At 56.9% G+C, this 25841-nt stretch carries 29 protein-coding genes; 18 read left to right on the top strand and 11 right to left on the bottom strand.

What is annotated here, in order from left to right; translation table 11 throughout:
• Nucleotides 1-7 precede the first annotated feature (7 nt).
• Genes bcoG through ACR0DG_RS02010 form a run of 3 tightly spaced genes read left to right on the top strand, consistent with a single transcriptional unit; the run spans nucleotide 8 to nucleotide 3158 of the window.
• Entirely contained in the window at nucleotides 8-931 is a 924-nt protein-coding gene (bcoG, locus tag ACR0DG_RS02020) for a 3-dehydrocarnitine:acetyl-CoA trimethylamine transferase BcoG (RefSeq protein ID WP_480693814.1), read from the top strand.
• A 5-nt stretch (nucleotides 932-936) separates the two neighbouring features.
• Nucleotides 937-2403 (top strand): carnitine 3-dehydrogenase, encoded by a 1467-nt coding sequence (locus tag ACR0DG_RS02015; protein WP_480693812.1) that lies wholly within the window; start codon nucleotides 937-939, stop codon nucleotides 2401-2403.
• Nucleotides 2400-3158, top strand: coding sequence for an SDR family oxidoreductase (locus tag ACR0DG_RS02010; RefSeq protein WP_480693810.1), 759 nt, complete (start codon nucleotides 2400-2402; stop codon nucleotides 3156-3158). The genes ACR0DG_RS02015 and ACR0DG_RS02010 overlap by 4 nt, the downstream gene beginning before the upstream one ends.
• On the opposite strand, the gene ACR0DG_RS02005 is transcribed toward ACR0DG_RS02010, so the two are convergent.
• Nucleotides 3159-3341, bottom strand: a complete 183-nt coding sequence (locus tag ACR0DG_RS02005; protein WP_480693808.1) for a hypothetical protein — start codon at nucleotides 3339-3341, stop codon at nucleotides 3159-3161.
• A 71-nt stretch (nucleotides 3342-3412) separates the two neighbouring features.
• Nucleotides 3413-4273: a helix-turn-helix domain-containing protein gene (locus tag ACR0DG_RS02000; RefSeq protein ID WP_480693806.1), complete on the bottom strand. Its 861-nt coding sequence runs from the start codon at nucleotides 4271-4273 to the stop codon at nucleotides 3413-3415.
• A gap of 107 nt (nucleotides 4274-4380) precedes the next feature.
• Between ACR0DG_RS02000 and ACR0DG_RS01995 the strand changes: the two genes are divergently transcribed.
• From ACR0DG_RS01995 to ACR0DG_RS01985, 3 genes are read left to right on the top strand one after another with little or no spacing between them, the layout of a single operon-like run.
• A complete protein-coding gene (locus tag ACR0DG_RS01995) occupies nucleotides 4381-4584 on the top strand; it encodes a DUF2061 domain-containing protein (protein ID WP_480693804.1) in 204 nt (67 codons plus the stop codon).
• A complete protein-coding gene (locus ACR0DG_RS01990; RefSeq protein ID WP_480693802.1) occupies nucleotides 4577-5455 on the top strand; it encodes a fatty acid desaturase in 879 nt (292 codons plus the stop codon). Before ACR0DG_RS01995 ends, ACR0DG_RS01990 begins: the two co-directional genes overlap by 8 nt.
• 21 nt (nucleotides 5456-5476) lie before the next feature.
• Entirely contained in the window at nucleotides 5477-6379 is a 903-nt protein-coding gene (locus ACR0DG_RS01985) for an EamA family transporter (RefSeq protein WP_480693800.1), read from the top strand.
• On the opposite strand, the gene ACR0DG_RS01980 is transcribed toward ACR0DG_RS01985, so the two are convergent.
• From ACR0DG_RS01980 to ACR0DG_RS01970, 3 genes are all read right to left on the bottom strand, one after another.
• Nucleotides 6376-7734, bottom strand: a complete 1359-nt coding sequence (locus tag ACR0DG_RS01980; RefSeq protein ID WP_480693798.1) for a DEAD/DEAH box helicase — start codon at nucleotides 7732-7734, stop codon at nucleotides 6376-6378. The genes ACR0DG_RS01985 and ACR0DG_RS01980 overlap by 4 nt on opposite strands.
• A 184-nt stretch (nucleotides 7735-7918) precedes the next feature.
• Nucleotides 7919-8830, bottom strand: a complete 912-nt coding sequence (locus tag ACR0DG_RS01975; RefSeq protein ID WP_480693796.1) for a glycosyltransferase family 2 protein — start codon at nucleotides 8828-8830, stop codon at nucleotides 7919-7921.
• Nucleotides 8831-8878: 48 nt separating this feature from the next.
• The gene (locus tag ACR0DG_RS01970) at nucleotides 8879-10483 is read right to left on the bottom strand and encodes a peptide chain release factor 3 (protein WP_480693794.1); all 1605 of its coding nucleotides are present in this window, start codon (nucleotides 10481-10483) and stop codon (nucleotides 8879-8881) included.
• 109 nt (nucleotides 10484-10592) lie between these two features.
• On the opposite strand from ACR0DG_RS01970, the gene ACR0DG_RS01965 reads away from it, so the two are divergent.
• The 8 genes from ACR0DG_RS01965 to ACR0DG_RS01930 all read left to right on the top strand — a co-directional run bounded on the left by ACR0DG_RS01965 (nucleotide 10593) and on the right by ACR0DG_RS01930 (nucleotide 18006).
• Entirely contained in the window at nucleotides 10593-10955 is a 363-nt protein-coding gene (locus ACR0DG_RS01965) for a SnoaL-like domain-containing protein (protein ID WP_480693792.1), read from the top strand.
• A gap of 73 nt (nucleotides 10956-11028) precedes the next feature.
• On the top strand, nucleotides 11029-11808 hold the full coding sequence (locus ACR0DG_RS01960; protein WP_480694967.1) for an SDR family oxidoreductase: 780 nt from the start codon (nucleotides 11029-11031) through the stop codon (nucleotides 11806-11808).
• 3 nt (nucleotides 11809-11811) lie between these two features.
• The gene (locus tag ACR0DG_RS01955) at nucleotides 11812-12924 is read left to right on the top strand and encodes a DNA alkylation repair protein (protein WP_480693790.1); all 1113 of its coding nucleotides are present in this window, start codon (nucleotides 11812-11814) and stop codon (nucleotides 12922-12924) included.
• A 91-nt stretch (nucleotides 12925-13015) separates the two neighbouring features.
• Nucleotides 13016-14062, top strand: coding sequence for a methyltransferase domain-containing protein (locus ACR0DG_RS01950; RefSeq protein WP_480693788.1), 1047 nt, complete (start codon nucleotides 13016-13018; stop codon nucleotides 14060-14062).
• A gap of 122 nt (nucleotides 14063-14184) precedes the next feature.
• On the top strand, nucleotides 14185-15228 hold the full coding sequence (locus tag ACR0DG_RS01945) for an ABC transporter ATP-binding protein (RefSeq protein WP_480693786.1): 1044 nt from the start codon (nucleotides 14185-14187) through the stop codon (nucleotides 15226-15228).
• Between the two features lie 121 nt (nucleotides 15229-15349).
• The gene (gene surE / locus ACR0DG_RS01940; protein ID WP_480693784.1) at nucleotides 15350-16132 is read left to right on the top strand and encodes a 5'/3'-nucleotidase SurE; all 783 of its coding nucleotides are present in this window, start codon (nucleotides 15350-15352) and stop codon (nucleotides 16130-16132) included.
• A complete protein-coding gene (locus tag ACR0DG_RS01935) occupies nucleotides 16129-16779 on the top strand; it encodes a protein-L-isoaspartate(D-aspartate) O-methyltransferase (protein WP_480693782.1) in 651 nt (216 codons plus the stop codon). The genes surE and ACR0DG_RS01935 overlap by 4 nt, the downstream gene beginning before the upstream one ends.
• A gap of 63 nt (nucleotides 16780-16842) precedes the next feature.
• Nucleotides 16843-18006 (top strand): peptidoglycan DD-metalloendopeptidase family protein, encoded by a 1164-nt coding sequence (locus ACR0DG_RS01930; RefSeq protein ID WP_480693780.1) that lies wholly within the window; start codon nucleotides 16843-16845, stop codon nucleotides 18004-18006.
• 63 nt (nucleotides 18007-18069) lie between these two features.
• Here the strand turns inward: ACR0DG_RS01930 and ACR0DG_RS01925 are convergent, their stop codons facing one another.
• Both ACR0DG_RS01925 and ACR0DG_RS01920 read right to left on the bottom strand, forming a co-directional pair.
• Nucleotides 18070-18741, bottom strand: coding sequence for a helix-turn-helix transcriptional regulator (locus ACR0DG_RS01925; RefSeq protein ID WP_480693778.1), 672 nt, complete (start codon nucleotides 18739-18741; stop codon nucleotides 18070-18072).
• Nucleotides 18742-18762: 21 nt separating this feature from the next.
• The gene (locus ACR0DG_RS01920; RefSeq protein ID WP_480693777.1) at nucleotides 18763-19068 is read right to left on the bottom strand and encodes a hypothetical protein; all 306 of its coding nucleotides are present in this window, start codon (nucleotides 19066-19068) and stop codon (nucleotides 18763-18765) included.
• Nucleotides 19069-19287: 219 nt separating this feature from the next.
• Here ACR0DG_RS01920 and ACR0DG_RS01915 point away from each other — a divergent pair, with 219 nt between their 5' ends.
• The 4 genes from ACR0DG_RS01915 (at nucleotide 19288) to ACR0DG_RS01900 (ending at nucleotide 21797) form a co-directional block, all read left to right on the top strand.
• Complete coding sequence (locus ACR0DG_RS01915; RefSeq protein ID WP_170354368.1) at nucleotides 19288-19503, top strand: twin-arginine translocase TatA/TatE family subunit; 216 nt, start codon at nucleotides 19288-19290, stop codon at nucleotides 19501-19503.
• 6 nt (nucleotides 19504-19509) lie between these two features.
• On the top strand, nucleotides 19510-19968 hold the full coding sequence (gene tatB, locus ACR0DG_RS01910; protein WP_480693775.1) for a Sec-independent protein translocase protein TatB: 459 nt from the start codon (nucleotides 19510-19512) through the stop codon (nucleotides 19966-19968).
• Nucleotides 19965-20837 carry a twin-arginine translocase subunit TatC gene (gene tatC, locus ACR0DG_RS01905; RefSeq protein WP_480693773.1) on the top strand — a complete coding sequence of 291 codons (873 nt, stop codon included), beginning with the start codon at nucleotides 19965-19967 and terminating at the stop codon, nucleotides 20835-20837. Before tatB ends, tatC begins: the two co-directional genes overlap by 4 nt.
• A 117-nt stretch (nucleotides 20838-20954) precedes the next feature.
• On the top strand, nucleotides 20955-21797 hold the full coding sequence (locus tag ACR0DG_RS01900; RefSeq protein ID WP_480693771.1) for an ATP-binding protein: 843 nt from the start codon (nucleotides 20955-20957) through the stop codon (nucleotides 21795-21797).
• A 62-nt stretch (nucleotides 21798-21859) separates the two neighbouring features.
• On the opposite strand, the gene ACR0DG_RS01895 is transcribed toward ACR0DG_RS01900, so the two are convergent.
• From ACR0DG_RS01895 to ACR0DG_RS01880, 4 genes are all read right to left on the bottom strand, one after another.
• The gene (locus ACR0DG_RS01895) at nucleotides 21860-22504 is read right to left on the bottom strand and encodes an SDR family NAD(P)-dependent oxidoreductase (RefSeq protein WP_480693769.1); all 645 of its coding nucleotides are present in this window, start codon (nucleotides 22502-22504) and stop codon (nucleotides 21860-21862) included.
• A 42-nt stretch (nucleotides 22505-22546) separates the two neighbouring features.
• A complete protein-coding gene (locus tag ACR0DG_RS01890; protein ID WP_480693768.1) occupies nucleotides 22547-22795 on the bottom strand; it encodes a hypothetical protein in 249 nt (82 codons plus the stop codon).
• A gap of 269 nt (nucleotides 22796-23064) precedes the next feature.
• Entirely contained in the window at nucleotides 23065-24588 is a 1524-nt protein-coding gene (purF, locus tag ACR0DG_RS01885; protein ID WP_480693766.1) for an amidophosphoribosyltransferase, read from the bottom strand.
• Between the two features lie 625 nt (nucleotides 24589-25213).
• A complete protein-coding gene (locus ACR0DG_RS01880; protein WP_480693764.1) occupies nucleotides 25214-25834 on the bottom strand; it encodes a CvpA family protein in 621 nt (206 codons plus the stop codon).
• Nucleotides 25835-25841: the final 7 nt, after the last annotated feature.

The raw sequence follows: 25841 nt of genomic DNA, 5'->3' as shown, positions 1-25841 counted from the left end.
GAACGCTATGCCGCTGGAAATGAACCGCGAAGTCTTTATCACCTGTGCCGTCACGGGTTCGGGGGGGACACAGGATCGCAGCCCGCATGTGCCGCGTTCGCCGCAGCAGATTGCGGACAGTGCGATCGCGGCCGCCAAGGCGGGCGCCGCCGTTGTTCATTGTCACGTTCGCGATCCCGAAACCGGTGCGCCAAGCCGTCGTCTGGACTTGTATCGCGAGGTGACCGACCGTATTCGGGATGCAGACGTGGATGTGGTGCTGAACCTGACCGCTGGGATGGGTGGAGATATCGTGTTTGGCGGTGTGGAAAGCCCGTTTCCGGTCAATGAGGCCGCGACCGATATGATCGGCGCGTCCGAGCGCGTTGCGCATATTGCCGAATGTCTACCCGAGATCTGCACCCTGGACTGCGGCACCATGAACTTTGCCGAAGCTGACTATGTGATGACCAATACCCCCGGTGCGCTGCGGGCGATGGGGCAGATGATGACGGATATGGGGGTGAAGCCCGAGATCGAGGCCTTTGACACCGGTCATCTGTGGTTCGCCAAGCAACTGGTGAAAGAGGGGATTCTGGAGCCGAACGCTTTGGTTCAGCTATGCATGGGGGTTCCGTGGGGCGCACCAGATGATCTGAATACGTTCATGGCGATGGTGAACAACGTGCCCCAGGATTGGACGTTTAGCGCGTTTTCTTTGGGTCGAAACCAGATGGCCTATGTGGCGGCCACCGTGTTGGCGGGTGGCAATGTGCGTGTGGGGCTTGAGGATAACCTTTGGCTGGATAAGGGCGTTCTTGCTGAAAACTGGCAACTGGTAGAACGCGCCGGAACCATCATCGAAAACATGGGCGCGCGGGTTATCGGCCCGCAAGAGGTGCGCGAAAAGCTGGGGCTGACCAAGCGCGCTCCAGTCGCGGCAGTGGGTTAAGACTAATGACAAAATCAGCTGCAATCATCGGCGGTGGGGTCATCGGCGGCGGATGGGCCGCTCGGTTCTTGCTAAACGGGTGGGATGTGCGGGTCTTTGATCCGGATCCCGAAGCTGAGCGCAAGATCGGAGAGGTTTTGGACAACGCGCGTCGCTCTTTGCCGGGGTTGAGTGATGTGCCTTTGCCCCCTGAGGGCACCTTGACGTTCCATACGGATTTGGCCGAGGCGGTTCAGGGTGTTACTTGGATTCAGGAAAGCGTGCCAGAGCGGCTGGACCTGAAGTTAAAGGTTTACAAAGGTTTGCAGGCGGCATGTGATCCGGGTGCGATTATCGGGTCGTCGACCAGCGGGTTCAAACCGTCGGAACTGCAAGACGGCGCTTTGCGGCCCGAACAGATCGTGGTGACGCATCCGTTCAACCCGGTTTACCTGCTGCCACTGATCGAATTGGTGCCGACCGATAAGAACCCGCCGGAAATGGTCGAACGTGCCCAAGAGCTGTTGAAATCCGTCGGTTTCTTTCCCCTGCACATCAGAAAAGAGATCGACGCGCATATTGCGGACCGGTTTCTTGAGGCCGTCTGGCGCGAGGCGCTTTGGCTGGTCAAGGACGGCATCGCCACCACCGAAGAGGTTGATGAGGCCATTCGCATGGGCTTTGGCATCCGCTGGGCGCAGATGGGGCTGTTCGAAACCTATCGCGTGGCCGGGGGCGAGGCTGGGATGCGGCATTTCATGGCGCAGTTTGGTCCGGCACTTAAATGGCCGTGGACCAAACTGATGGATGTGCCCGAATTTACCGACGAACTGGTCGATCTGATCGCGGATCAGTCCGATGCGCAGTCAGGCATGCATTCGATACGCGAGTTGGAGCGTATCCGCGACAACAACCTTGTTGGCATGATGCGGGCGCTCAAGGCGCAGAACTATGGCGCAGGTGCGGTATTGAACCAACATGATGCGCTCTTGAAACCGGGCGCGCTGCCTACGTTGGAGCAGGCAGACCTGACGCAACCGATCCTCACACTGTCGCGTGCCGTGCCGCTGGACTGGACCGACTATAACGGCCACATGAACGAGGCGCGTTATCTGGAAGCCTTTGCCGCCGCCACTGACCGGTTCATGGAAATCATCGGCTGTGACGCGGATTACATTGCCTCGGGTGGCAGCTATTTCACCGCAGAAAACCATATCCGTTACGTGGATGAGGTTCACGCCGGTGCAAAGATCCAGGTGCGTACGCAGATGTTGTTGGGGCAGGGTAAAAAACTGCATGTGTTTCACAGCATGTATGAAGGTGACAAACTGCTGGCCACGGGCGAGAGCTTTTTGCTGCATGTCAGCCTGGAATCCCGTCGTCCCAGCGCGCCTTCGCCCGAGATCGAAGCCGCAATGGCCCGGATCGCGCAAGCGCAGGCAGGATTGCCCTATCCAGAAGGCGCAGGCGCTGCGATCCGCAAACCCACATGAAGAAACGTGCCCTGATTACGGCTGGCGCATCGGGTGTTGGGCTGGCAATGGCGCAGGCTTTTGATGCCGCCGGTTATGCAATTGTCGTGACGGATATTGACGAAAGTGCGCTGGCTGAATTGCCTGCGCATTGGACAAGCCACCTGGCCGATGTGGCTGACGAAAAAGACATGATCGCCGTTTTCCAAGACGTTAAGGAGAAGGGCGGCATTGACGTGCTGTGTGCAAATGCGGGTATTGCAGGCCCAACAAACGCCGTTGAAGACATGGATTTGGCGGCTTGGCGTTCCTGTGTAGCAGTCAATCTTGATGGTGCTTTCCTTGCCGCCAAACACGCTGTTCCAATGATGAAAGCTGCGGGCTCCGGCAGCATCGTTCTTACATCCTCAACCGCTGGGCAATATGGCTATCCGTACCGCGCGCCCTACGCTGCGGCGAAATGGGCCGTGCTCGGTCTGATGAAAACCTTGGCCATGGAGCTTGGGCCGCATGGAATTCGGGCCAACGCAATTTGTCCTGGCGCGGTAGAGGGCCCAAGGATGGATGGTGTCTTACAACGTGAAGCCGATGCCAAAGGCATGACCCGCGATCAGGTCTATGCCGGCTATGCGTCCGGCACGTCTATGGGGCGTTTCGTCGAGGCGCATGACATCGCCAATATGGCCGTTTTTCTGGCCTCGGACTCGGCGCGTTTGGTCTCGGGGCAGGTGATCGCCGTGGACGGCCATACCGTGAACCCCGATCCGAAGCTCTGACTAGCCCTGATTTGGCCCGCGCATCTGCCGGATGCTTTGACGGACCGCCTGCCAATCTTGTGCTTGCTGTACGTTTCCCGCGGCCTCGCATTCGCGCATCTTCTGCGCCGCTTCGGCCTCGGCGCGGTCGCCATGCGCCGAATACAAGGCGCGCGCATATTGAGCTGTTTGTAATGCGTCCATTCCTGTGCTCCTCCGTCTTTGGTCGGAATGCCCGAAAGTTCGCGCCAATTGACGATAGCACAGGATCAGATTCAGCGCATCTTTTCCTGCAATTGTCTGAGGTGGCTTGAAAAATTCCGTGCCGCTACATCCGCCTCGCGCACCAAAGCGTCAAAATGCCGGGTAAAGGTTTCAACGCGGTCACGATCTCGGAACGCCATATAGTGGCTGCCTGCATAGAACACGCATAACAACGATCCAAATATCGTGACGGGGGCGGAATAGAGGCGTTTTGCGTCGAAAAGATAGATGCGCAATCGCGGGTACAGTTGATCGCACAGTGTAGTCAGATGGTTGATTTGGTCGTGCCGTGTATCGACATCCAGCCCCTGATAGTAGCCGGTTGCATTGGCAAAACTGTCGATTTCGTAAAGCGGCATCGCGATCTCGTAATCCGATTGGGCGCGACGCATCCATGTTAGCCGATCCTCTGAGGCGCCGATCGCCTGATCTGCGGTACGACCCAGATGAGGGGCATATTCCCACTCCAGCACCGCTCGGGTTTTCAACATGTCCGGCAAAGTCGCTGGAACATAACGGATTTTGTAACCGGCGGCCTCTTTGTGCCATTGAAAGATACGTTCGTCGACCAATGCGCGTGGGGCTTCTGTGATCGACATGGAACTTGCCAACAGTTCGGCGGCGCTTTCGGGTCGATCAGACAAGGACAACAACCAGTCAGCAGATACACCCAGTGCAGCGGCACAACTGCCAACGACATGTGCATTGGGCAGTCTGGCACCTTCGTCAGTCAGCAGTTGAGACACGGTTGACCTGTCGACCCCGATATCGCGTGCTAAAGCGCTTTGGCTTATGTGTTTGTCTTCCATCGCTCGGGCAAGACGTCGTCGAAACTGTGCCGCGCGATCTCGTTTGTCGATTTTTTCCGTCATGTGTTTGATTTTATCACATATGATGAATGTTGTTAATCATATTCAGAATTTTCAAACCAATCGCCGGTCCGTAATTCTTAAATCATAACAATAATATGGGTAACGGAATGGAAACGCGACGCAGATCAGTCGTGAAAGCGGTGGTGTGGAACGCCATGGGGCTTGCGGTCATGACCGTGGTTGGCCTGATAGCCACTGGTTCCGCTGCAGTCGGTGGAACTTTGGCGGTTGTGAATACGGCCATCGGGCTAACCATGTACGTCATTTACGAACGTGTCTGGGCCGGGATTTCCTGGGGTCGCAATGTCTGAGCGCGTTGGACCCGAGTGGTGTACCTTCGCCCTGATATTGGCCTGCTACGCGGCGTGGGGTGTCGCGATCTTCTTATTGCCGGTTTGGATGTCGATCCCTTTCATGGGGATGGTCGCGGCATTGCACTCTTCCTTGACGCACGAAGCGTTGCATGGGCACCCGTTTCGGCAAAGATGGCTGAATGAGGCATTGATGGCTTTGCCTCTGACGTTGTTTATCCCTTACCAGCGGTTTCGCGATATGCATCTGGCCCACCATCGCGACGAAACCCTGACCGATCCCTATGACGACCCTGAGTCAAACTACATGGATCCAAAGGTCTGGGCCGGATTGCGAACCTGTCAAAAACGGATTTTGTCCGCCAATAACACCCTGCTTGGACGGATTATTTTAGGGCCTGCGATCGGCCAGATCGCATTTATGCGTTCGGATGCGCGGCGACTGAAGGATCTGAGCGTTTTGCGCGCGTGGATGTTGCACATACTCGGCGTGATCGTTGTTTTGTGGATCGTATCCCTGTCGAGCATGCCCCTTTGGGCCTATATCTTGTCCGCTTACATCGGTCTGGGTCTGGTTAAAATTCGAACCTTCCTTGAACATCGTGCGCATTATGACCCACAGGCGCGTACCGTGATCATTGAAGACCAAAGTGTTCTGGCCTTTTTGTTCCTTAACAATAATTTGCACGTCGTCCATCACACGCACCCATCCGCGCCATGGTACAGATTGCCCGCGCTATATCGGTCTGGAAAAGAAGGCTACCTATCCCAGAACGACGCTTACGTTTACCGATCCTATGCCGATATTTTTCGGGCGTATTTCATGCGTGCCAAGGATCCTGTACCGCACCCGCTCTGGCCAAGAGGTTGATTTGCGGTCACAAGGGTCCGCATGAGCCTTTGGATTCCCGTCACCATCGCCGCTGCGTCCTTTCAGACTGTGCGTTTCATGCTGCAAAAATCGCTGAGCAGCGTGAAGCTATCCGCAGCGGGGGCCACATTCGCGCGCTTTGCATATTCAATGCCGTTGGCGGTTTTGGCTCTGATCGTCGCTTTGACGACCAGTGGATACAGTTTACCGAGTTTTACAGCTTGGTTCTGGGTCTTCGCGGCCATCGGTGGCACATCTCAAATACTGGCCACAATCTGTGTGGTCGCACTTTTCAAACAACGTAATTTCGCGGTCGGCATTACGTTCAAGAAAACCGAAGTCATTCAAACTGCGGTCCTTGGGTTCATAGTGCTAGGCGATCAGGTCTCAGCTGGGGCACTTGCGGCGATCCTGCTTGGGCTAACGGCGGTATTGCTGCTGTCGAAAACACCCGGCGGCGACGGGCGTTGGTGGCAGCACCTGACGAACCGCGCATCGCGCCTTGGGTTGGGGTCTGGCGTGTTGTTCGCGTTTTCCTCGGTCAGCTATCGCGGTGCTTCGCTGGAACTGGGTGATATCGACGCGTGGTTTCGGGCGCTTGTGACGTTGGCGGTCGTTGTGACCTTTCAGTTCGTCAGCATGGGGCTGTGGCTGCTCTGGCGCGACCGGGCCGAGCTGCGCGCGGTTTGGGATACACGCCGAACTGCAGTTTTTGTGGGGCTGACCAGTCTGTGCGGATCGTTTTGCTGGTTTCTGGCGTTCACCTTGCAGAACGCCGCCTATGTCAAAGCGCTGGGGCAGGTGGAGTTGATCCTGAGCCTTGTCGCTTCGATCTTGTTTTTCCGAGAAACTATCACCCGGCGTGAGATCGCCGGGATGACACTTTTGGGAGTATCAATACTGGCCCTTGTGCTGGCGATTTAGCCTGCGCGGCGCTCATCAAAGCTAAGGGCAATAAAGCTGGGCAGGTGGTCACCCATTCCGACAACGGTTGGGCCCTTGTCGTCGCGACGACCGCGTCCCTTGCTGTCTTTGTCCTTTTTGCGGTCGCCCTTCTTGTTTTCGCCTTTCGGAGCGTCCGACGTTTTGGTCTTCTTCTCGGGCTTAGGCGCATCCGCCTTAGGTTCTTCTTTAACCGGGTTGTCCAGACGCGGAATTTCCTTCTGGATCAGCTTTTCGATTGCATCCAACGCTTTTTCATCGCGACCTGAGCAGATGGTCACAGCTTTGCCTTCGCGTCCGGCGCGGCCGGTTCGGCCGATGCGGTGAACATAGTCCTCAGCATGGCCGGGAACATCGAAGTTGAAAACGTGGCTGACAGAGGGGATGTCCAAACCACGCGCGGCCACATCTGATGCCACCAACAGGCGCAATGACCCGTCGCGGAAACCGTCCAGTGTCTTCATCCGTTGCGACTGATCCAGGTCGCCGTGAATTGCAGCGGCGTTATAGCCGTATTTCTTCAACGACTTGGCGCAGATATCTACATCCGTCTTACGGTTGCAGAAAATGATCGCATTGGTGCATCCGTCACCCTCGGCGTCGATCAACGCGCGCAGAACCTTGCGCTTGGCGCTGGCCTCACGGTCGCGGCGACCGCCTTTGAACATGATCACGCCCTGTTCGATTGTCTCGGATGCGGTGGCCTGACGGGCAACCTCGATCCGCGCAGGGGCGGAAAGGAAAGTGTCGGTGATCCGCTCAATCTCGGACGCCATAGTGGCCGAGAAGAACAGCGTCTGGCGCGTGAATGGCGTCAGCGAGAAGATGCGCTCGATATCGGGGATAAAGCCCATATCCAGCATACGGTCGGCCTCATCCACCACCATGATCTGAACGCCGGTCAGCAGCAGCTTACCGCGCTCAAAGTGGTCCAGCAGACGGCCCGGAGTGGCAATCAGAACGTCGACGCCCCGGTCGATCAGAGCCTCTTGTTCCTTGAAACTGACGCCACCGATCAACAGTGCCTTGGTCAGTTTCAGGTGTTTGGTATAGGTGTCGAAGTTTTCCGCCACCTGCGCCGCCAGTTCCCGCGTCGGGCACAACACCAGCGAACGCGGCATCCGCGCACGCGCGCGGCCACGGGCCAAAAGGGTGATCATCGGCAGGGTGAAACTGGCGGTTTTGCCCGTTCCGGTCTGGGCGATCCCCAAAACGTCTTTACCCTCAAGCGCAGGCGGAATGGCTCCTTCCTGGATCGGGGTAGGGGTTTCGTATCCAGCTTCCTCAATGGCTTTGAGGACCTTCGGGTTCAAGTTCAGTTCGTTAAACTTTGTCATGTATGTCCGGTATATGCGGACACTAGACCTGGCCCGCGCGTCGAAAATGTGCCGGGCCCGGATGGCCAAGCGCTGTCTGGCGCTTTTCGGCTAGGGCGGGGCATAACAAAAACGTAGGGCGGGGTCAAATTAAGTCACTTCAACTATTTTCTCGGTATCTCGCGTGGAGATTTCTTGCAACAATTCAGGTGCTTCCGGGAAAGTGTTTCGCGATCTTTCGGTCCAGATCCAGCGGGCAGTGGCGGATTAACTCTTGTTTCTGCAGTCGCGAAAACGTCTTTGGGTCTGCGCCGCTCATTTCGTCAAAAAAGGCGCGCAGCCCCTCCTGACCGCCTTGGCGTTCGATCCAACTGAGCAGCTCGTTCTTGTTTAGACCACCTTGTTCTCTGGGCACGTTAGGGGACATTCCCGGTTGATAAGAACCGCGTTCCAACCGAAATTTATAGTGCCGAACAAAATGGTCCCAGTCCGGAGCGTGCCGGTGGCAGAGGTCAAGCTGTGGGACCTCATGCTTGCAAGGCAGAAGCTCGCCGTTTTGAAAAAGGTTGTGAATCCGAAAGCTAATTTTAGGCAGACCAGTCCGGACGAAGAGTTTACCCTGAACATGGCTGAGAAACCCACCGAGGACAAACGCGCCGTAGTTTGGGTACAGCGCTTGAACTATGCTTTCGCGGTCCGGACCGTTGGGGATATGGGCCTTGTATAGATCTGTGCCGACCGCCAACGCTTCCATCGGGCGCACGCGGATGCCGGGGGTGTCATCGGGGACATCCGCCAGCAAGTCGCGGATTGGTACAGACGCCCATAAGAATTCATCCACATCAATATGCGCCAACCAGTCCTCTGGCGCTTTGCGGTAGGTGAATGTCGCGTTGGCGGTCTGGCGCGTTTGGTGTTTCGGCGGCTTTTCACGCTGCCTGTTGGCCCAGAACCCAGCATCGCAATTGCGCACCTCGATTTTCGGATGGTGGTTCAGCGTGTTGAAGGCTTTTGGATTGGGTTCGTCCAGATACAGGTACATCCGGTCGACCCCGAGATCGAGGTGATAGGCCACAAACCCGAGGATATCCGCGGTCGTCCCGCGGATGGTCGACACGATTCCCCAGGTGGGCGGCCTAGCGACCATCGCGTTCCCGCGAACGGATCACGTCATCATTTCCTTGGTGGCCGTCAGGTTAAGCTGAGGATAGTCCCGAACAACGCGGTCGATATCCCATTGCAAGCGTGTCAGATAGACAATGTCGCCGTCATGATCATGGGCGATGTGCTGCTTGTTGGTGTTGACGAATTTCTCAACCTCAGCCTTTTCGCCGCTCACCCAGCGGGCCGAAGTGAACTGAGACGCCTCGAACCGCACGGGCAGGCCGTATTCCATCTCAATGCGGCTGGCGAGTACCTCGAATTGAAGCGCGCCAACGACACCCACGATAAAGCCCGAGCCGATTGAGGGTTTGAACACCTTGGCCGCGCCTTCTTCGGCAAACTGCATCAGAGCCTTTTCCAGATGTTTGGCCTTCATAGGATCGCCCGCGCGAACCCCTTGTAGTAGTTCAGGTGCAAAGGACGGGATGCCTTTGACGCGGATCGCCTCGCCTTCGGTCAGCGTATCGCCGATGCGCAACTGCCCGTGGTTTGGGATGCCGATGATGTCACCAGCCCATGCTTCCTCGGCCAGTTCGCGGTCAGAGGCCAGAAACAGCACGGGGTTCGAGATCGCCATCGGTTTCTTTGTTCGCACATGGGTCAGCTTCATGCCACGTTTGAAGTGGCCTGATGCCATCCGCACAAACGCCACACGGTCGCGGTGCTTGGGGTCCATGTTGGCCTGTACCTTGAAGACAAACCCGGCGACCTTCTTTTCGTCCGGTGCGATCTGACGGGGTTCCGCGGACTGAACCTGTGGCTGTGGGCCATAAGCGCCGATGCCCTCCATCAGTTCCTTTACACCGAAGGAATTGATCGCCGAGCCGAACCAGATCGGGGTCATATGCCCCTCCAAAACGGCTTGCGGGTCCAGCGCGGGCAGCAACTCACGCGCCATCTCGACCTCTTCCAGCAGTTTCTCGAGCAGGTGTTCGGGGACGTGCTCGGCCAGCTTGGGGTCGTCCAAACCGTCGATTTGAATGCTTTCGGCGACCTTGTTGCGGTCGGCGCGGTCCATCAGCTCAAGCCGGTCGCGCAGCATGTCATAGCAGCCGATGAAGTCACGCCCCACGCCAATCGGCCACGCGGCAGGTGTGACGTCGATGGCCAGCATTTCCTGAATTTCGTCGATGATCTCGAACGTATCGCGGCTTTCGCGGTCCATCTTGTTACAGAAGGTCAGGATCGGCAGATCGCGCAGGCGGCAAACCTCGAAAAGTTTCTGCGTCTGGCTTTCCACGCCCTTGGCTCCGTCGATCACCATAACGGCGGCGTCCACGGCGGTCAGTGTGCGATAGGTGTCTTCCGAGAAATCGCTGTGGCCGGGTGTGTCCACCAGATTGAACCGAAAATTCCCATAGTCGAACGACATCGCCGAGGCGGAAACCGAGATGCCCCGATCCTTCTCCATCTGCATAAAGTCCGAGCGTGTGCGCCGCGCCTCGCCCTTGGCACGCACCTGACCAGCCATCTGGATCGCGCCCCCGTACAGCAGGAACTTTTCCGTCAGCGTCGTCTTGCCCGCATCGGGGTGCGAGATGATGGCGAATGTCCGGCGTCGGGCGATCTCGGGCGGCAGGGAGGGTTGGTTCGAGGTATCAAGCATGACCGCGCGTATAGGCGGGGAAACCCGCCGAGGCAAGACAAAGGGGGTGGTTCGAATCGTGTCCCTATGGCAATAAGAACATATAGTGAACAAATAATGGAGAGTATCAATGAATTTGAAAGAAATCGCAGACGAACTGGTCGCAGGCTGCCGCGAAGATCGCGCCAAAGAGAATTTGGATAAACTGTATGCCGAGGATGCTGTTTCGGTTGAAGCGCAGGATTTCATGGACATGGGCCGCGAAACCCACGGCCGCGACGCTATCCGTGGCAAACATGAATGGTGGGAAGGGGCGCATGAGGTGTTCGGCGCGTCGGTCAGTGACCCGTTCCCGCATGGAGAGGACCGGTTTGCCGTGATCTTTGAAGTGCAGGGCAAGGTTAAAGAAACCGGCGAAACCTTTGATATGAAAGAAGTCGGCGTCTACCACGTGGCAAACGGTAAGATCGTGCGTGAAGAGTTCTTTTACTGATCAAACTTGAAATCTGGTCTTCCTCGTCTGGCCGGTGCTAGACATGCGGACAACAACAGATGGGGAGGATCGGATGGATTTGGGTATCAAAGGTAAGCGCGCGCTGGTCTGTGCCAGCAGCAAGGGTTTGGGTCTCGGTTGTGCTGAGGCTTTGGCTGCCGCTGGCGTCGATCTGGTGATGAACGCGCGCGGGGCTGAGGCGCTTGAGGCTGAGGCTGCGCGGTTAAGGTCGGAACACGGCGTGGACGTGCAGACGGTTGCGTGCGATGTGACGTCGGCAGAGGGTCAGGAACAGGTGATAAGTGCGGCGCAGGGTGTTGATATCCTTGTGACAAACGCCGGTGGCCCACCTCCGGGCCTGTGGTCGGATTGGGATCGTGAGGATTTCATCAACGCGCTGGACGCCAATATGCTGACGCCAATTGCTTTCATGAAGGCTTTGTTGCCCGGCATGATGGACAAAGGCTGGGGCCGGGTTGTGAACATTACCTCGCAGTCCGTCAGGGCACCGATCCCTGTGCTGGGTTTGTCCAATGCTGCGCGGACCGGATTGACTGGGTATGTGGCAGGCACATCTCGGCAGGTTGCGCCGCATGGCGTTACGATCAACAACCTGTTGCCCGGCATTCACGCGACGGACCGTGCAGATTCGCTGGACAGCAATGTCTCACTGCAGAAAAACATCTCGATTGAGGATGCGAGGGCTGAGCGTGCCGCGACGATCCCAGCCCGCCGTTACGGAACCCGGCAGGAATTCGGGGCAGCCTGTGCCTTCCTGTGTTCACAGCATGCGGGCTTTATCGTTGGTCAGAACATCCTGTTGGATGGTGGCGCAACCAACCTGACGATGTAGGCTATGGCGCAGGGTTTTTCACTGAAGGATCAGCTTTTCAACGCAGAGAAAACACGTTTCCTCAGCGGTTTAATGGCCGCGGCTGATCCGGCATTTGATGCTTTGGCGTTTGAGCAACAGGTTCTCTCGCGCCTGCCTGAGCTTGAACTGAAAGAGCGGATGGCGTGGATTGCAGCATGCCTGCAAAAGGCGGTGCCCGGTGATTTACCCAAAGTCGCGCCGGTAATCCTGCGCGCCTTGCCACCACCGTTGGATCCCACAAAATCGGATGATGATTTTGGCGACTTCATCTTCGCTCCTTTAGGCGATTGGGTGGTCGAGATTGGCCTCGATCACCCGGATCTGTCCTTGGACGTGCTTGAAGAACTGACGCAAAGGTTTTCGATGGAATGGGCCATTCGCCCGTTTCTAAACCGATATCCCGAAAAAGTGCTGGCGCGAATGGAGGCTTGGTGTGACCACGACAGCTACCATGTGCGCAGGTTGGTTTCTGAAGGAACGCGCCCACGGTTGCCTTGGGGCCAGGCCGTTGGGTTGGAACTGTCGGACCCTTTACCACTTTTGGATAAACTGTATGCCGACAGAACGCGCTATGTGACGCGGTCTGTAGCAAACCACCTTAACGATATCAGTAAGAAAGACCCCGAACTTGTTCTGGATCGTCTAAAACTTTGGCACAAAACCGGGGATCAGAATGCAGATGAGCTGGACTGGATGACAACTCATACATTGCGGGGTTTGGTGAAATCTGGCCATCCGGGTGCGATGCTTATGCTGGGGTATGATCCCAAAGCCGATGTGTCGGTTGATGTTCAACTGCATGGTGAGGCGGAAATTGGCGGTGCATTGACCTTTGAAGTCACGCTAAACGGACCAGAAAACCAGCCTGTTTTGGTTGACTATATTATTCATTTCCAAAGGCCTGGCGGGAAAATCTCGCCTAAGGTACACAAGTTGAAACAAGCGGTGCTGCGCGGCGGGGCCCTTGAGTTGCGCAAAACCCACAAGCTGAAGGGCGACGCGACCACCTTCAAGTTGGTTCCGGGAATACACCGGCTTGAAATTCAGGTGAACGGACAAGTGCGCGGTGGTGTGGATTTCGAGTTGCTGGGTTAGCTCACGCTTTCGTCAAAAAGACCAGCTGCGGATTGCGCTTGGGGCACTGCTGCATTAGCTGACCCATAGCCAGACAAAGGGGATACCTTCGATGAAGCATGAATCGGTGCAGAACTACTACGGCGATGTTCTTCAAAGCAGTGCGGATTTGCAGACCAACGCGTGCTGCACGCCGGACGATATGCCGGATCATGTAAAGAAAATCCTTTCGAAAATTCACGACGATGTGCTGACACGCTACTATGGCTGCGGCCTGATCGCCCCACTGGACCTTGAGGGGATGAGCATCCTTGATCTGGGGTGCGGTGCTGGGCGTGATGTTTATGCGTTGTCTGCCATGGTGGGTGACAAGGGTCGCGTTGTTGGCGTCGACATGACGCCGGAACAACTGGAAGTCGCCCGCGCGCATCAGGACTATCATGCCCAATCCTTTGGTCATTCAGCCAGTAATGTCGAATTTCACCACGGTTTTATCGAAAAACTGGATGAGCTGGATCTTGAGCCGGGCTCTTTCGATATCATCGTATCGAACTGCGTCATTAACCTTGCGACGGATAAAGAGGCCGTTCTGCGCGGTGCGCATCGTTTGCTGAAAGACGGCGGAGAGATGTATTTCTCTGACGTATACGCCGATCGCCGTGTTCCGCAGGCAATGGCCGAAGACGAGGTTCTGTATGGCGAATGCCTGTCGGGTGCCCTCTACTGGAATGATTTCCTGTCGATGTCGCGCAAAGCCGGCTTCGGCGATCCGCGTCGCGTGACACATCGTCCGCTGACCATTGAAAACCCGGTTCTGGAAGAACGTGTCGCGCCTTTGAATTTCCTCTCGGCCACATACCGTCTTTTCAAACTGCCCGAGTTGGAACCAGCGTGTGAAGACTATGGCCAAGCGGTTATCTACAAAGGCACGATCCCCAATGCGCCGCATTTGTTCGAGTTGGACGATCACCACGCCATTGAAACCGGCAAGGTGTTTCCGGTGTGTGGCAATACTTGGATGATGCTAAAGGACACACGCTTTGCACGTCATTTCGAGTTCATTGGCGACTTTTCAACCCATTACGGCATCTTCGAAGGTTGCGGCGGCGAAAGCCCGTTTGAGGCAACCGGCGAGGTCGCATCCGGCGGCTGCTGCTGATCTCTTGCGCCTGAGAGGCGGGGTTGCTATCCCCGCCTAAGCCCGATTGAAATTATCGGGTAAGGCAACGGGGCCCGTCGGTGACAGTGAACTTAACTCCTCCACGTTTGGAAATCCGCAACATGGTCGCTCGTTATGAAGGGCGTGTTGTTGTGGATAACGTCTCGCTCACGGTTCAGGCCGGGCAGGTGACCTGTCTGCTGGGTCCCTCAGGCTGCGGCAAGTCCACAACATTGCGAATGATCGCCGGCGTCGAGATGCAGGAGTCGGGCCAGATTTACGTCGACGGCAAACTGATTTGTGACACGGTTTTCCGGGTGCCACCCGAACGGCGCGAAATTGGCCTGATGTTTCAGGATTTTGCGCTTTTCCCGCATCTGAGCGTTTCGGACAACGTGGCCTTCGGTCTGAAAGGCACCAAAGAAGAAAAACGCGCGCGGGTCGAGGAACTGCTGACCAAAGTCGATCTCATGCGCTTTGTCGACAGTTATCCGCACCATCTGTCCGGGGGTGAACAGCAGCGCGTCGCACTGGCCCGTGCCTTGGCTCCGCGGCCTCGGATCATGCTGATGGATGAGCCGTTCTCGGGTCTGGATAACCGTCTAAGAGACGGTATTCGTGATGAAACTCTGGCCATCCTCAAAGAGGAAGATGCGGCCGTGGTGCTAGTCACCCACGAACCCGAAGAGGCGATGCGCATGGCGGACGAGATTGCCCTGATGCGCCGCGGGAAGATCGTACAACAAGGTGCGCCGTATAACGTTTATACACGTCCCGCCGATAAGGCCGCCGTCGCATTTTTCAGTGATGTCAACGTTTTGAGGGCGCAAGTTAATGGGGCACTGGCCGAAACCCCGTTTGGTCAGTTCCTTGCGCCCGGGGTTCCGGACGGTACGGATGTCGAGATTGTATTCCGGCCCCAGCACGTAAGGCTTGATTTTGACCGCAACGGCAAGGGCCCCTTGCCAACGCCGACCGATGGCGTCGCCGCGCGCGGGGTCGTCGAGCGTGCTCGCTTTTTGGGCAACGAGAGCCTTGTTGAATTCCGCATGGACTATGACGGCTCGATCCTCAAGGCCACAGTTCCCAATGTTTTCGTGCCGCAACAAGGGCGGGTCATGTGGCTGACCATTCGCCGCGACCGGTGCTTTGTTTTCCCCGAATAACAACTGATACCGCAGTTTAAGCCTGAGTGGTGCGCGAAAGCCTCAGATTGCGCGTGCCGGTCGCTTGCCGCCGCGCGGGGGCGGGTCTATCAAGGGAAAAACGCAGGGATGGATGGGGCATATGCGTATTCTTCTGACCAATGATGACGGCATCAACGCGCCGGGCCTTATCGCGTTAGAGGCGATTGCAGCCGAACTTGCAGGACCTGATGGCGAAGTTTGGGTTGTTGCTCCGGCGTTTGAGCAATCCGGCGTGGGTCATTGCATCAGCTACACACACCCCATGATGGTCGCCAAGCTGGCCGAGCGCCGCTATGCCGCCGAAGGTTCACCTGCCGACTGCGTTCTGGCGGGCCTGCATGATGTGATGAAGGACGCGCCGCCTGATCTGGTATTGTCTGGGGTGAACAGGGGCAACAACTCGGCTGAGAATACGTTGTACTCGGGTACCGTCGGTGGCGCGATGGAGGCCGCCTTGCAAGGGGTGCCGTCGATTGCGCTGTCGCAGTATTTCGGGCCGCGTAATCTGGGTCTGGAGGATCCGTTTGAGGCCGCCACCCGCTTTGGTGCTGATCTGGTGCGCAAAATACTGGACGCCACACCAAAGCAGCAGGGCGATTACCGTTTGTTCTACAACGTGAACTTCCCGCCTGTTCCTGCGGACGAAGTATTAGGAACCCGCGTCGCGCCACAAGGGTATCGCAGGGATACGCATTTCTCGGTTGAGCCGCACAGCTCACCTTCGGGGCGGCGTTTCTTGTGGATCAAGGGCGGGTATCAGCACAATCCGACGGCCCCGGGAACGGATGCAGCCGTCAATCTGGCAGGCTACATCTCGGTTACGCCGATGCGGGCGGATTTAACGGCCCATGACACGCTGGAGGCGTTGAAGGCAATCGAATGAGCGGACTTGACCCTGAAACCACGATGCAGTTCCTGTTCGCTTTGCGGTCGCGCGGGGTAAGGGACAAGCGTGTTCTGGCAGCAATGGAACAGATTGATCGCGGACAGTTTGTCAAAGGTCTGTTTGCGGAACGCGCTTATGAAGACACGCCATTGCCGATTGCCTGTGGCCAAACGATCAGCCAGCCTTCGGTTGTGGGCTTGATGACGCAAGCGTTAGAGGTCAGCCCGCGCGATACCGTCTTGGAGATTGGAACCGGGTCCGGGTATCAGGCCGCGGTTTTGTCCAAGCTGGCGCGGCGGGTTTACACGGTGGAACGCCACAAGCGTCTGGTGCGGGAAACCGGCGACCTGTTTCGCGAACTTGGTTTGACGAATGTCACCGCGATGTTGACCGATGGCTCGCATGGGCTGCCGGAACAAGCGCCCTTTGATCGTATTATTGTGACCGCCGCTGCCGAGGACCCGCCGGGGCCGCTCTTGGCGCAGCTCAAAATCGGCGGTATCATGGTTTTGCCGGTGGGGCAGTCGGATGCGGTTCAAACTCTGATCCGGGTCAGGCGTACAGAAACCGGTCTGGACTATGACGAATTGTTGCCCGTCCGTTTTGTGCCCTTGTTGGAAGGGCTGGGAAAAGACGAGGCGTAAAGGGTTATTCTGAAAAATGCGCCGGAACCCCGGACAAAAGGGGCAGGTGTTGAGGACGGTAAGATGAGAGCAGTTTCCAAATCAGCGATGCTCCGGTGTGCGACTGGAGTGGTAGCGTTGGTGATTCTGGCTGGGTGTGAAGGCCCGCTGGATTATGATCTGCGTGGCCAGATCGGTGGATTTTCGACGACCGATGCGGCGCAATCCGTGACCACCAACAGACCCGCCCCGGACACACGCGGGGTAATCACCTATCCGACCTATCAGGTTGCGATCGCACGTCGCGGCGACAAGGTCAGCGATGTTGCCGCCCGTGTAGGCCTGCCCGAGGCAGAGTTGGCAACGTTCAATGGACTTAAACCGACGGACACTTTGCGGGATGGCGAGGTGGTTGCATTGCCGCGTGCCGTGAACACGGCAAGCAATGTCGATATCGCCTCGATCGCCGGGACTGCCATTGATGAGGCTCCGACGGATGGTTCAGTCCAGACATCGACACTTGCACCTGCTCAGCCGGTTGCCGCGCCTGCACCAGCGCCGATTCCTGCGGGCCCCGAACCTATCCGGCATAAGGTTAAGCGGGGGGAAACCGCGTTTACGATTTCGCGTTTGTATGACGTGCCGGTGGACTCGCTGGCGGATTGGAACGGCTTGGATTCAGATTTCACCGTGCGGGAAGGGCAATTCCTTCTGATTCCGATCAAGACGCAACCGGTGCCACGACAAACTGCTGAACCTGAAACGAACGTGACGCAACCCGGGCAGGGTTCGCCGACGCCCACACCGCCGAGCGCAACGCAGCCCCTGCCGGACGAAGAGATCGTGGCGGCGCCACCTGCGCCAGATGTGACAGCAGAGGCGCCGACCAACCAAAGCAATTCCGCGCTGGCACTGCCGGTGACCGGTACGATCATTCGCACCTACGAGAAGGGTAGCAACGAAGGTATCGACATTGCAGCCGCGCCAGGTACCGCTGTGAAAGCGGCGGAAGCTGGGACCGTGGCGGCCATTACAGCGGATGCGGATCAGGTGCCGATCATAGTTGTGAAACACAACAATGATCTTCTGACTGTGTATGCGAATGTCGAAAATATAACGGTTGAAAAAGGCGACCGCGTGCGCCGCGGTGAAAAGATCGCTGCACTGCGTGGCGGTGATAACGCGTATGTCCATTTCGAAGTTCGCCAGGGGTTCGAAGCCGTTGATCCCGAACCGTTTCTGAAGTGACGGAAATGGCCCGTTCCGGGCCATGCCTCCGGCGGGGATATTTTTAGCCAGATGAAGAGCGGATCATCCCTGCGGTTCAAAGTCGCTTAGGCGTTTGCCCGGTTCGTCCGCGAAAACCTCGGGCAGGGGGCGCACAGATTCAATCAGGTCAATGCGGAAGACCCGAAAACCTGAGCGCAGTTCACACCATGCAGTCAGTGTCCAAACGCGCCCCCAATATTCCATGTGCAGGGGGCGGATTGTGCGCTCTGTCAGCACGCCGTCGATCCGTCTGTAGTTTAGATGCAGTTTTTGTCGCGATTTTATTGCCGCGCGTATTGGAGCCATGTGAGCCAACCCGCGCGCGACGTCGGCGAACGGATAGACGGCAAACTTCCAGGCATCCGCTTCGGATATGACTTGGGTGGGCAGAACAGCGTCAATCTTGTCGGCCAGCGTTTCCGCCGCGCTCTTTAACTCGGGGTCTGCGGCTTGGGCAACGATGGCCATTCCGAGGTTCAGAGCTTCGAGCTCGGCAGGCGTCAGGTTGAGTGGGGGCAGGGTGATCTGTTCGCGCACCATGTAGCCCACGCCACGTTCCCCTTCGACAGGAACACCGGACGCTACGAGAGTATCCATATCGCGATAGATCGTGCGGACCGACACCTCGAGCCGATCCGCGATATCCTGCGCGCGGTGTAATTTGCCGTCGCGCAGAATTTGGATGATATCGAACAGACGGTCAGTGCGGCGCATTGAGAACCGTAATGATCGTCGTTATGCGGTTATGTTCCATAGCACAGCCTCGTGGCGCATCTGCACGCTGTTTGGGTCGATGGCCGCCATCATTGCCGCCGCGCAATCCTGTTGCGGAAACTGAGCGGCGGCATCTTTTGCGGCCTTAATGTCCGTCCAAACCACGTAGTCGGTCCAGCGGCCGTCCTCACCTTGACTTAACTGCCGATGGGCAAAACCCGGGGCGCTTCGGACGAAAGCCTCAGACGCTTGGCTGAGTTTGACGAACTCATCGGGCGTGGTTCCCTTGGCGAGGCTGAAGGTGACGATTTCTGCAACATGGGTCATTTGAATCTCCGTTGATCAGGTTTCGATGCTCACTACCTAATCAGTCACAACTGACATAAACCTGTCAGTTGATAGAATCCAGACCTCAAAAAATGCGTGAAGCTGCGGAAATGACGTTTGGAATTAAGCTGCGTGGCTTTTTTCGCTGTAGTTCCGGGCGTAGACACAAACGCAGATCATATTCCTGGCGCTTGTCGCCGACGTAAAAGGAGAAACGACATGCTTAACAATATCGGCCTTCCCGGTCTGCTGCTGATCGCCGTTGTGGTGCTGGTTCTGTTCGGGCGCGGTAAAATCAGCTCGCTCATGGGCGAAGTTGGCAAGGGCATCACCTCGTTCAAGAAGGGCGTGAAAGAAGGCGCGGATGAGCTGGAGCAGGACGCGTCTGAGATGGCCAAGGACGTCACCCCCGAGACCGACAAAGACAAGGCCTAAGCGCAGATGTTTGATCTGGGCTGGACCGAGCTTCTGGTTATCGGCGTTGTTGCCCTGATCGTTGTGGGGCCAAAGGACCTGCCGGTGCTGTTCCGCAATGTCGGGCGCTTTGTCGGCAAGGCCCGTGGCATGGCACGCGAGTTTTCCAGCGCCATGAACGAGGCCGCCGATCAGGCTGGCGTGAACGAGATCAAGAAGGGTCTGAACGCGGCCACTAACCCCGTCGGCAGCGCTATGGACGGCGTGAAAGAGGCGGCGCAGGAAATGGCCAAGAGCATCGACCCGACCAAGTTCGACCCTGACAGCGAAACCGGTAAACTGGCGGCAGAGAGGGCAGAGCAGGCCAAAAAGATTCAGGCCTCAACCGCACGGGCTGCAGCCGAGCGTAAGGCCAAGGAAGCGGCCGAGGCGCTTGCCAAAGCCGAGGAGGCCGAGGCCGCGTTGAAAACCGAAAGCAAGACATGACGAACACCGACGAGATCGAAGACAGCTCGGCCCCATTGATCGAGCATCTGGCCGAATTGCGCACGCGGTTGATTCACTGCGTTGTGGCATTTTTGATCGGCATGATCATCTGCTTCACCGTGGCGACGCCGATCTTCAACTTTCTGACCCAGCCGCTGTGCGATGTTCTGTCCGAGCGTGGACAGGATTGCGATCTGATCTTTATCTCACCGCAAGAAGGTTTCTTTGTCGCGATCAAGGTCTCGCTTCTGGGCGGGTTCATATTGGCCTTTCCTTATATCGGAATGCAGATGTGGCGGTTTGTGGCCCCAGGTTTGTACAAATCGGAAAAGAACGCGTTTTTGCCATTCATGCTGGCATCCCCGTTCATGTTCTTGCTGGGTGCAAGCTTTGCGTTCTATGTGGTCACACCTTTGGCTTATGACTTCTTTCTTGGGTTCCAGCAATTCGGCTCCGAAGGTGAGGCCGTAACCGACAATGCGACCGCCGCGCCGCTGAGCGTTGTATTCCAAGGTTCCGCGCAGGAATACCTGAACCTAACCATCAAGTTCATCGTCGCATTTGGCCTGTGTTTCCAGTTGCCGGTTCTGCTGACGCTGATGGGCAAAGCCGGATTGGTTACAGCCGAAGGGTTGGGCAGCGTGCGGAAATACGCGGTAGTCGCTATCCTGGTGCTTGCCGCCTTGGTGACGCCGCCCGATGTGATCACTCAGGTTATTTTGTTTGTCGTGGTCTATGGGTTGTACGAGATCTCAATTTTCCTCGTGGCCCGGGTCGAGAAAAAGCGCGAAGAACAATTGCGCGCCGACGGCTACTACGATGACGAAGAAGAGGCGGATGCCGACATAGTCGAGGAAGAAAGCAAGTAACTCTTGCCTCTGACAGATCAAAGGCGCGCCATGATCGGCGCGCCTTTTTCATTCGACGGCCTTGTTGTGGGGGCCGGAACATGGTTTGAAACCGTCACGACAAGACCGGAGGTCCCGATGGAAGACCAAGCACTGAACCGCATTGCTGATGCGTTGGAACGGATGGCACCAGCCCCTCTGGCGGCACCCGACTTCAAATCGGCGGCGGCGTTCGTTTGGCATGTGGAACCCGACCGGCTTGAACCCGTCGCAAAGGTCAACCGGGTCGATCTGGACCTGCTGGTCGGCATAAACCGGTCCCGCGACACCCTGTTGGATAATACCCGACGCTTTGCCGCCGGGTTCAAGGCCAACAATGCGCTTTTGTGGGGCGCACGCGGGATGGGAAAATCCAGTCTTGTCAAAGCGGTTCACGGAAGCCTGCAAGACGACTATCCCGACCTCAAACTGGTCGAGTTGCAACGCGAAGATATGGGCTCGGTCGCCCGGCTCCTGAACCACCTGCGCGCAGCACCTCACCGCTTCATTCTATTCTGCGATGACCTGTCCTTTAGCCACGATGATCAGCACTACAAGTCACTTAAAGCCGTGCTGGATGGCGGTATCGAAGGCCGGCCAGAAAACGTCGTTTTCTACGCCACCTCAAACCGCCGTCACCTTATGCCAAGGGACATGATCGAGAATGAACGTTCCAGCGCAATCAACCCCTCGGAAGCGGTCGAAGAAAAAGTCTCGCTATCGGACCGCTTCGGTCTGTGGCTCGGCTTCCACCCCTGCGACCAGGATGAGTACCTTGCAATGATCGACCGCTACTGCGCCGCATACGGAGTAGCCGTTGCACCCGAAACTTTGCGCGCCGAGGCGATTGAATGGCAAACCACCCGAGGTGCACGATCAGGCCGCGTTGCGTGGCAATTCTTTGTCGATCTGGCAGGGCGCAACGGAACCCATATCGGGTAACCCGCCCGCTTCATCTGGCTAAAAATATCCCCGCCGGAGGCATGGCCTGTAAGGGCCATTCTCTACAGCAACGTCAAAATTCGTGCGGCTTCTGACGCTGGGCTGGTCAGCGCGTCGCGATCCTCACCGGGATGGAATCGTGCCCGTACGGCTGTAGGCATGGGGGCAGGTTCAACGATGGAAACGCGCGGCCCGGTGCGTTCCGTCTCAAGCGCCCAACTGCGGGCCAGAGCCATCTGAGCACCCTTCGTTGCGCCGTAAATACCATAGAATTTCTCGCCGGCCTTCGGGTCATCGAAAAACACCGCGTGGCCACTCTCACCCAATAACGGCATGATGTAAGGGATCAAAACCGATGTCGCTGTGGCGTTGATATTAACAGCCTTGGTCCATTCCTTTGGGTCAATGAAATGCGTGGGCGTCAAGGCCGAGGTGTGGATGGCGGTGTGAAGCCAAAGGTCAACTTTGCCCCAGCGATCATGAATGCCTCGGCACAGGGTCGCCATGGCGTTTGGATCTGCGATATCCATGGGCGCAAGCGTGGCAGAGCCTCCCTTGGCCTGAATGCGGTCGTCCAGCTCTTCCAGCCCACCTGTGGTCCGCGCGACGGCGACGATGTGATACTCGGGCGCCAACGCCTCGGCCAAGGCAGCCCCCAAGCCGCGAGAGGCCCCGGTGACAAGGGCGATTTTTGTCTGATCGGTCATGGGTGGGGTTTGAACCCCCGGGCGCAGGTCGTCAAGACAGGATTAGCTGCCCGGGATGGCGATCCGCTTGGTCTGGCCGCTTTGTCGCAGCATAATGCCATCGGCGTCGATCGCGACCACCGTACCCGAGGCCACGCGGCTACCCGGTTTGATTTCCTTGACCTTGCCTGAGGACAAGCGCATCAGCGCGCGCATTTCGGCCTTGGGCCCAAATACCCCAAGCAATGAAACAGAGTTTTTCTTCAGCGCGCCCTTCTGTGTGGCCGCGCTTTCGACAGTTGCGTTTGGCATGATCTGTGGACGGGACGCGACGCCCCGACCCCTTGTTGTGAGTAGTTGGTGACCTGCGCCTATCAAACGCGACAAGGGAACTAAAGATGGGGCAGGCGGGTCGTGACCTCACGTTTTCGCGGGGTCCCGAGAAGCCCTTGCGATTACGTTTCCTTCGCCAGAGGGTTGTGCGCGGAATCCAACCGATCCGGCTGCGCCCGTCGACAAAAAATCACCCCGACGCACATCTGGCGTCGGGGTTGAAGCGCATTTTATTCGCTCTCTTCCCTTTAACCCGAGGCCAGCTTGGCCGCGTTCCATGACCCACCGGGCACCTGCATGTCTTCGCGTTTTTTGCTGACACGGCTGCTGTTCTCAAGCGTATCCAGATAGTCTTCGCTGACGCTGCCGGTGATGTATTTTCCATCAAAACACGAGCAATCGAATGCCTCTATCTCTGGGTTGCCTTCTTTGGCGGCCCATATTAGATCGTCGAGATGTTGGTAAAACAGGGCATCTGCTCCCAATTCCTGCCGGATCTCTTCGATGTCTTTTCCGTTCGCGATCAGCTCGTGCTTGGTCGGCATGTCGATGCCATAGACATTTGGGTATTTCACAGGCGGTGAGGCACTGGCGATATAGACTTTCTTCGCGCCAGCCTCGCGGCACATCTGGACGATTTTCTTGATGGTGTTGCCGCGCACGATCGAGTCATCAATCAGCAGCACGTTATGCCCATCAAACTCCAGCGGTACAGCGTTCAGTTTTCGACGCACGGATTTCTGACGCTCTGCCTGTCCGGGCATAATGAAGGTTCGTCCGACATAGCGGTTCTTTACCAGTCCTTCACGGTATGGAATGCCGGTTATCTTGGCTGCTTCCAGTGCGACCGGTCGGGCGCTATCGGGCACGGGTATGATCCGGTCGATCTGTAGGCCTGAGTCCTGGATTTGTTTGGCCAGCGTCTGGCCCATGCGCATCTGGGTCTTATAGACCGACACACCGTCCAGCAGTGAATCCGGGCGTGCGAGGTAGACGTATTCAAAGATACAAGGTGTAAGCTTACCTTCGACGGCCTGGAATTCATGCATGTTGCCGTCAAGGTCGATCAGGATCGCCTCACCAGGGCGCAAGTCGCGCAGCTTATCAAAGCCGTTAATGCCAAAGGCCACGTCTTCGGACGCGAACGCATAGTCATCACCCGCCATGTCCGTCTTGCGGATCGCAACGGACAGGGGGCGAATACCGTGCGGGTCGCGGAAGGCCAGCATGCCAACGCCCGCGATCAGACAAATGACCGAGTATGCGCCCTGGATACGCTCCATCGTCATCTTTACACCGGCAAAGATGTTACGGATGGGTTCGGCGTTGCCGTTGACCTTGATCGCATCTGCGACTTTGTCCGCAAGCACGTTCAGCAGGATCTCTGAATCGGACGTTGTTCGCAGATGACGGCTGTATTTACCGGTGACCTTTTCACGCTGCGCGGCGGTGTTGGTGATGTTACCGTTATGTACAAGGTAGATGCCATAAGGTGCGTTCACGAAGAACGGCTGCGCCTCGGATGCGCTGAGGGATCCGGCCGTGGGATAGCGTACATGCCCAATCCCGACCTTTCCCAACAGGGTCTCTGCGTCCTTGGCGTTGAAGACGTCTTTCACCAGCCCGTTGGCTTTTTTCTCGCGAAAGAACTCTCCGGTATAGGTGACAATCCCCGAGGCATCTTGACCCCGATGCTGCAGCATCAGCAGCCCGTCGTAGATTTCCGCAAACACATCATGCGTTCTGCTTGCGATCCCCAAAATCCCACACATGTACGGGCTCCAATTTCTAGGACGTTGTGGTTCGTGACAGTATTCGAAGCGAGCGCTTGGCGGCAGCTGACTGTATGTCGGTCTCAATGGCGTTCAGTACACACGCGCAGCCTTGGTTAGGCGTCTGCGTGACAGAATACACATACAGCAAGATCGGCAGCTCCGATTCCATGTCAATTCGGCACCCACATAATGCCTTACGTTCGCTGTGTCATCAAAGGATCACAATTAGGGTTCACCTCAGGCCGTTTTTACAACAATCGGTACAAAAAGATGAAAGGTGCAGTGCTTAATGCTGTCAATCGAGCCCTTAAATCGATCTAATAATAGAAAATTTGAGCAGGTTTATTATGTGGCAGCACAAGCAGGGCCAAAAGAAGGAAGAACAACCCAAACGCAGGTGTCACAAGTGCCGCGGGATGGGGCGGTCGCCATGTCCGATCTGTAATGGGTCGGGTGAAGTCGTCAAAAGCCGTGATGTGCATGGAAAACCGATTTCCAGCCGTTGTGATGGGTGCTTTGGCTTGAAAAATACCCGCTGCACAGTTTGTGCAGGCGAAGGATTTACCTGAGGGTCATCGCAAGTCTGTAAGAAAAAAGCCCGGTCAGAGCCGGGCTTTTTCTTTTATTCCGTCGCTGCTGGTTCTGCAGGCTCCTCGGCGGCAGGGGCCGTACCTTCGGTCGGGGCAGCATCGCTGCCGCAGCTTGCGACCAGCTCTTCGTATTGCTGAGTGATCCAGCCAAGCGCCGCTTCTGGATTTTGTTCCTCGATCTGACCGCTGAACTGTTCGAAGACCTTTGCAGAACGGCTTTCGTCAACGATGGTATACGACTGCCCGGTCATCACAGTGTCGTAGACAAAGAACGCGATGGCGACCAGCAGGATGCCGCGCGCAATACCAAAGAAGAAGCCGAGCGCCTGATCCAGACCTCCCAGAGCCGAGCGTTGCACCAGCGAGGAAAACAGCGGTGTGAAGATGCTGACCACGATCAGGGCAACTGCAAATACCGCTGCAAAGCCTGTGATGACCGACAGTTCGCAGCTGTCGCGCAAAAAGTCTCCGACGACCGGGACTTCTTTTATCAGTGGAACCGCTTGGGGCGCGAAAATGAACGCCAGAACGGCTGCAGCAACCCATCCTGCGATGGCCAAAATCTCTCGTAAAAGACCGCGGGAATAGGCCAACAGGCCCGACACCACGATGATCAGGGCAACCACCCCGTCAATAATTGTAAAACCTTCCATGGCCCTC

The sequence above is a fragment of the Ruegeria sp. BG8 genome (assembly GCF_056538325.1).
Note: the sequence above shows the minus strand (reverse complement) of the source record. Positions and strands in the feature narration are given on the sequence as shown.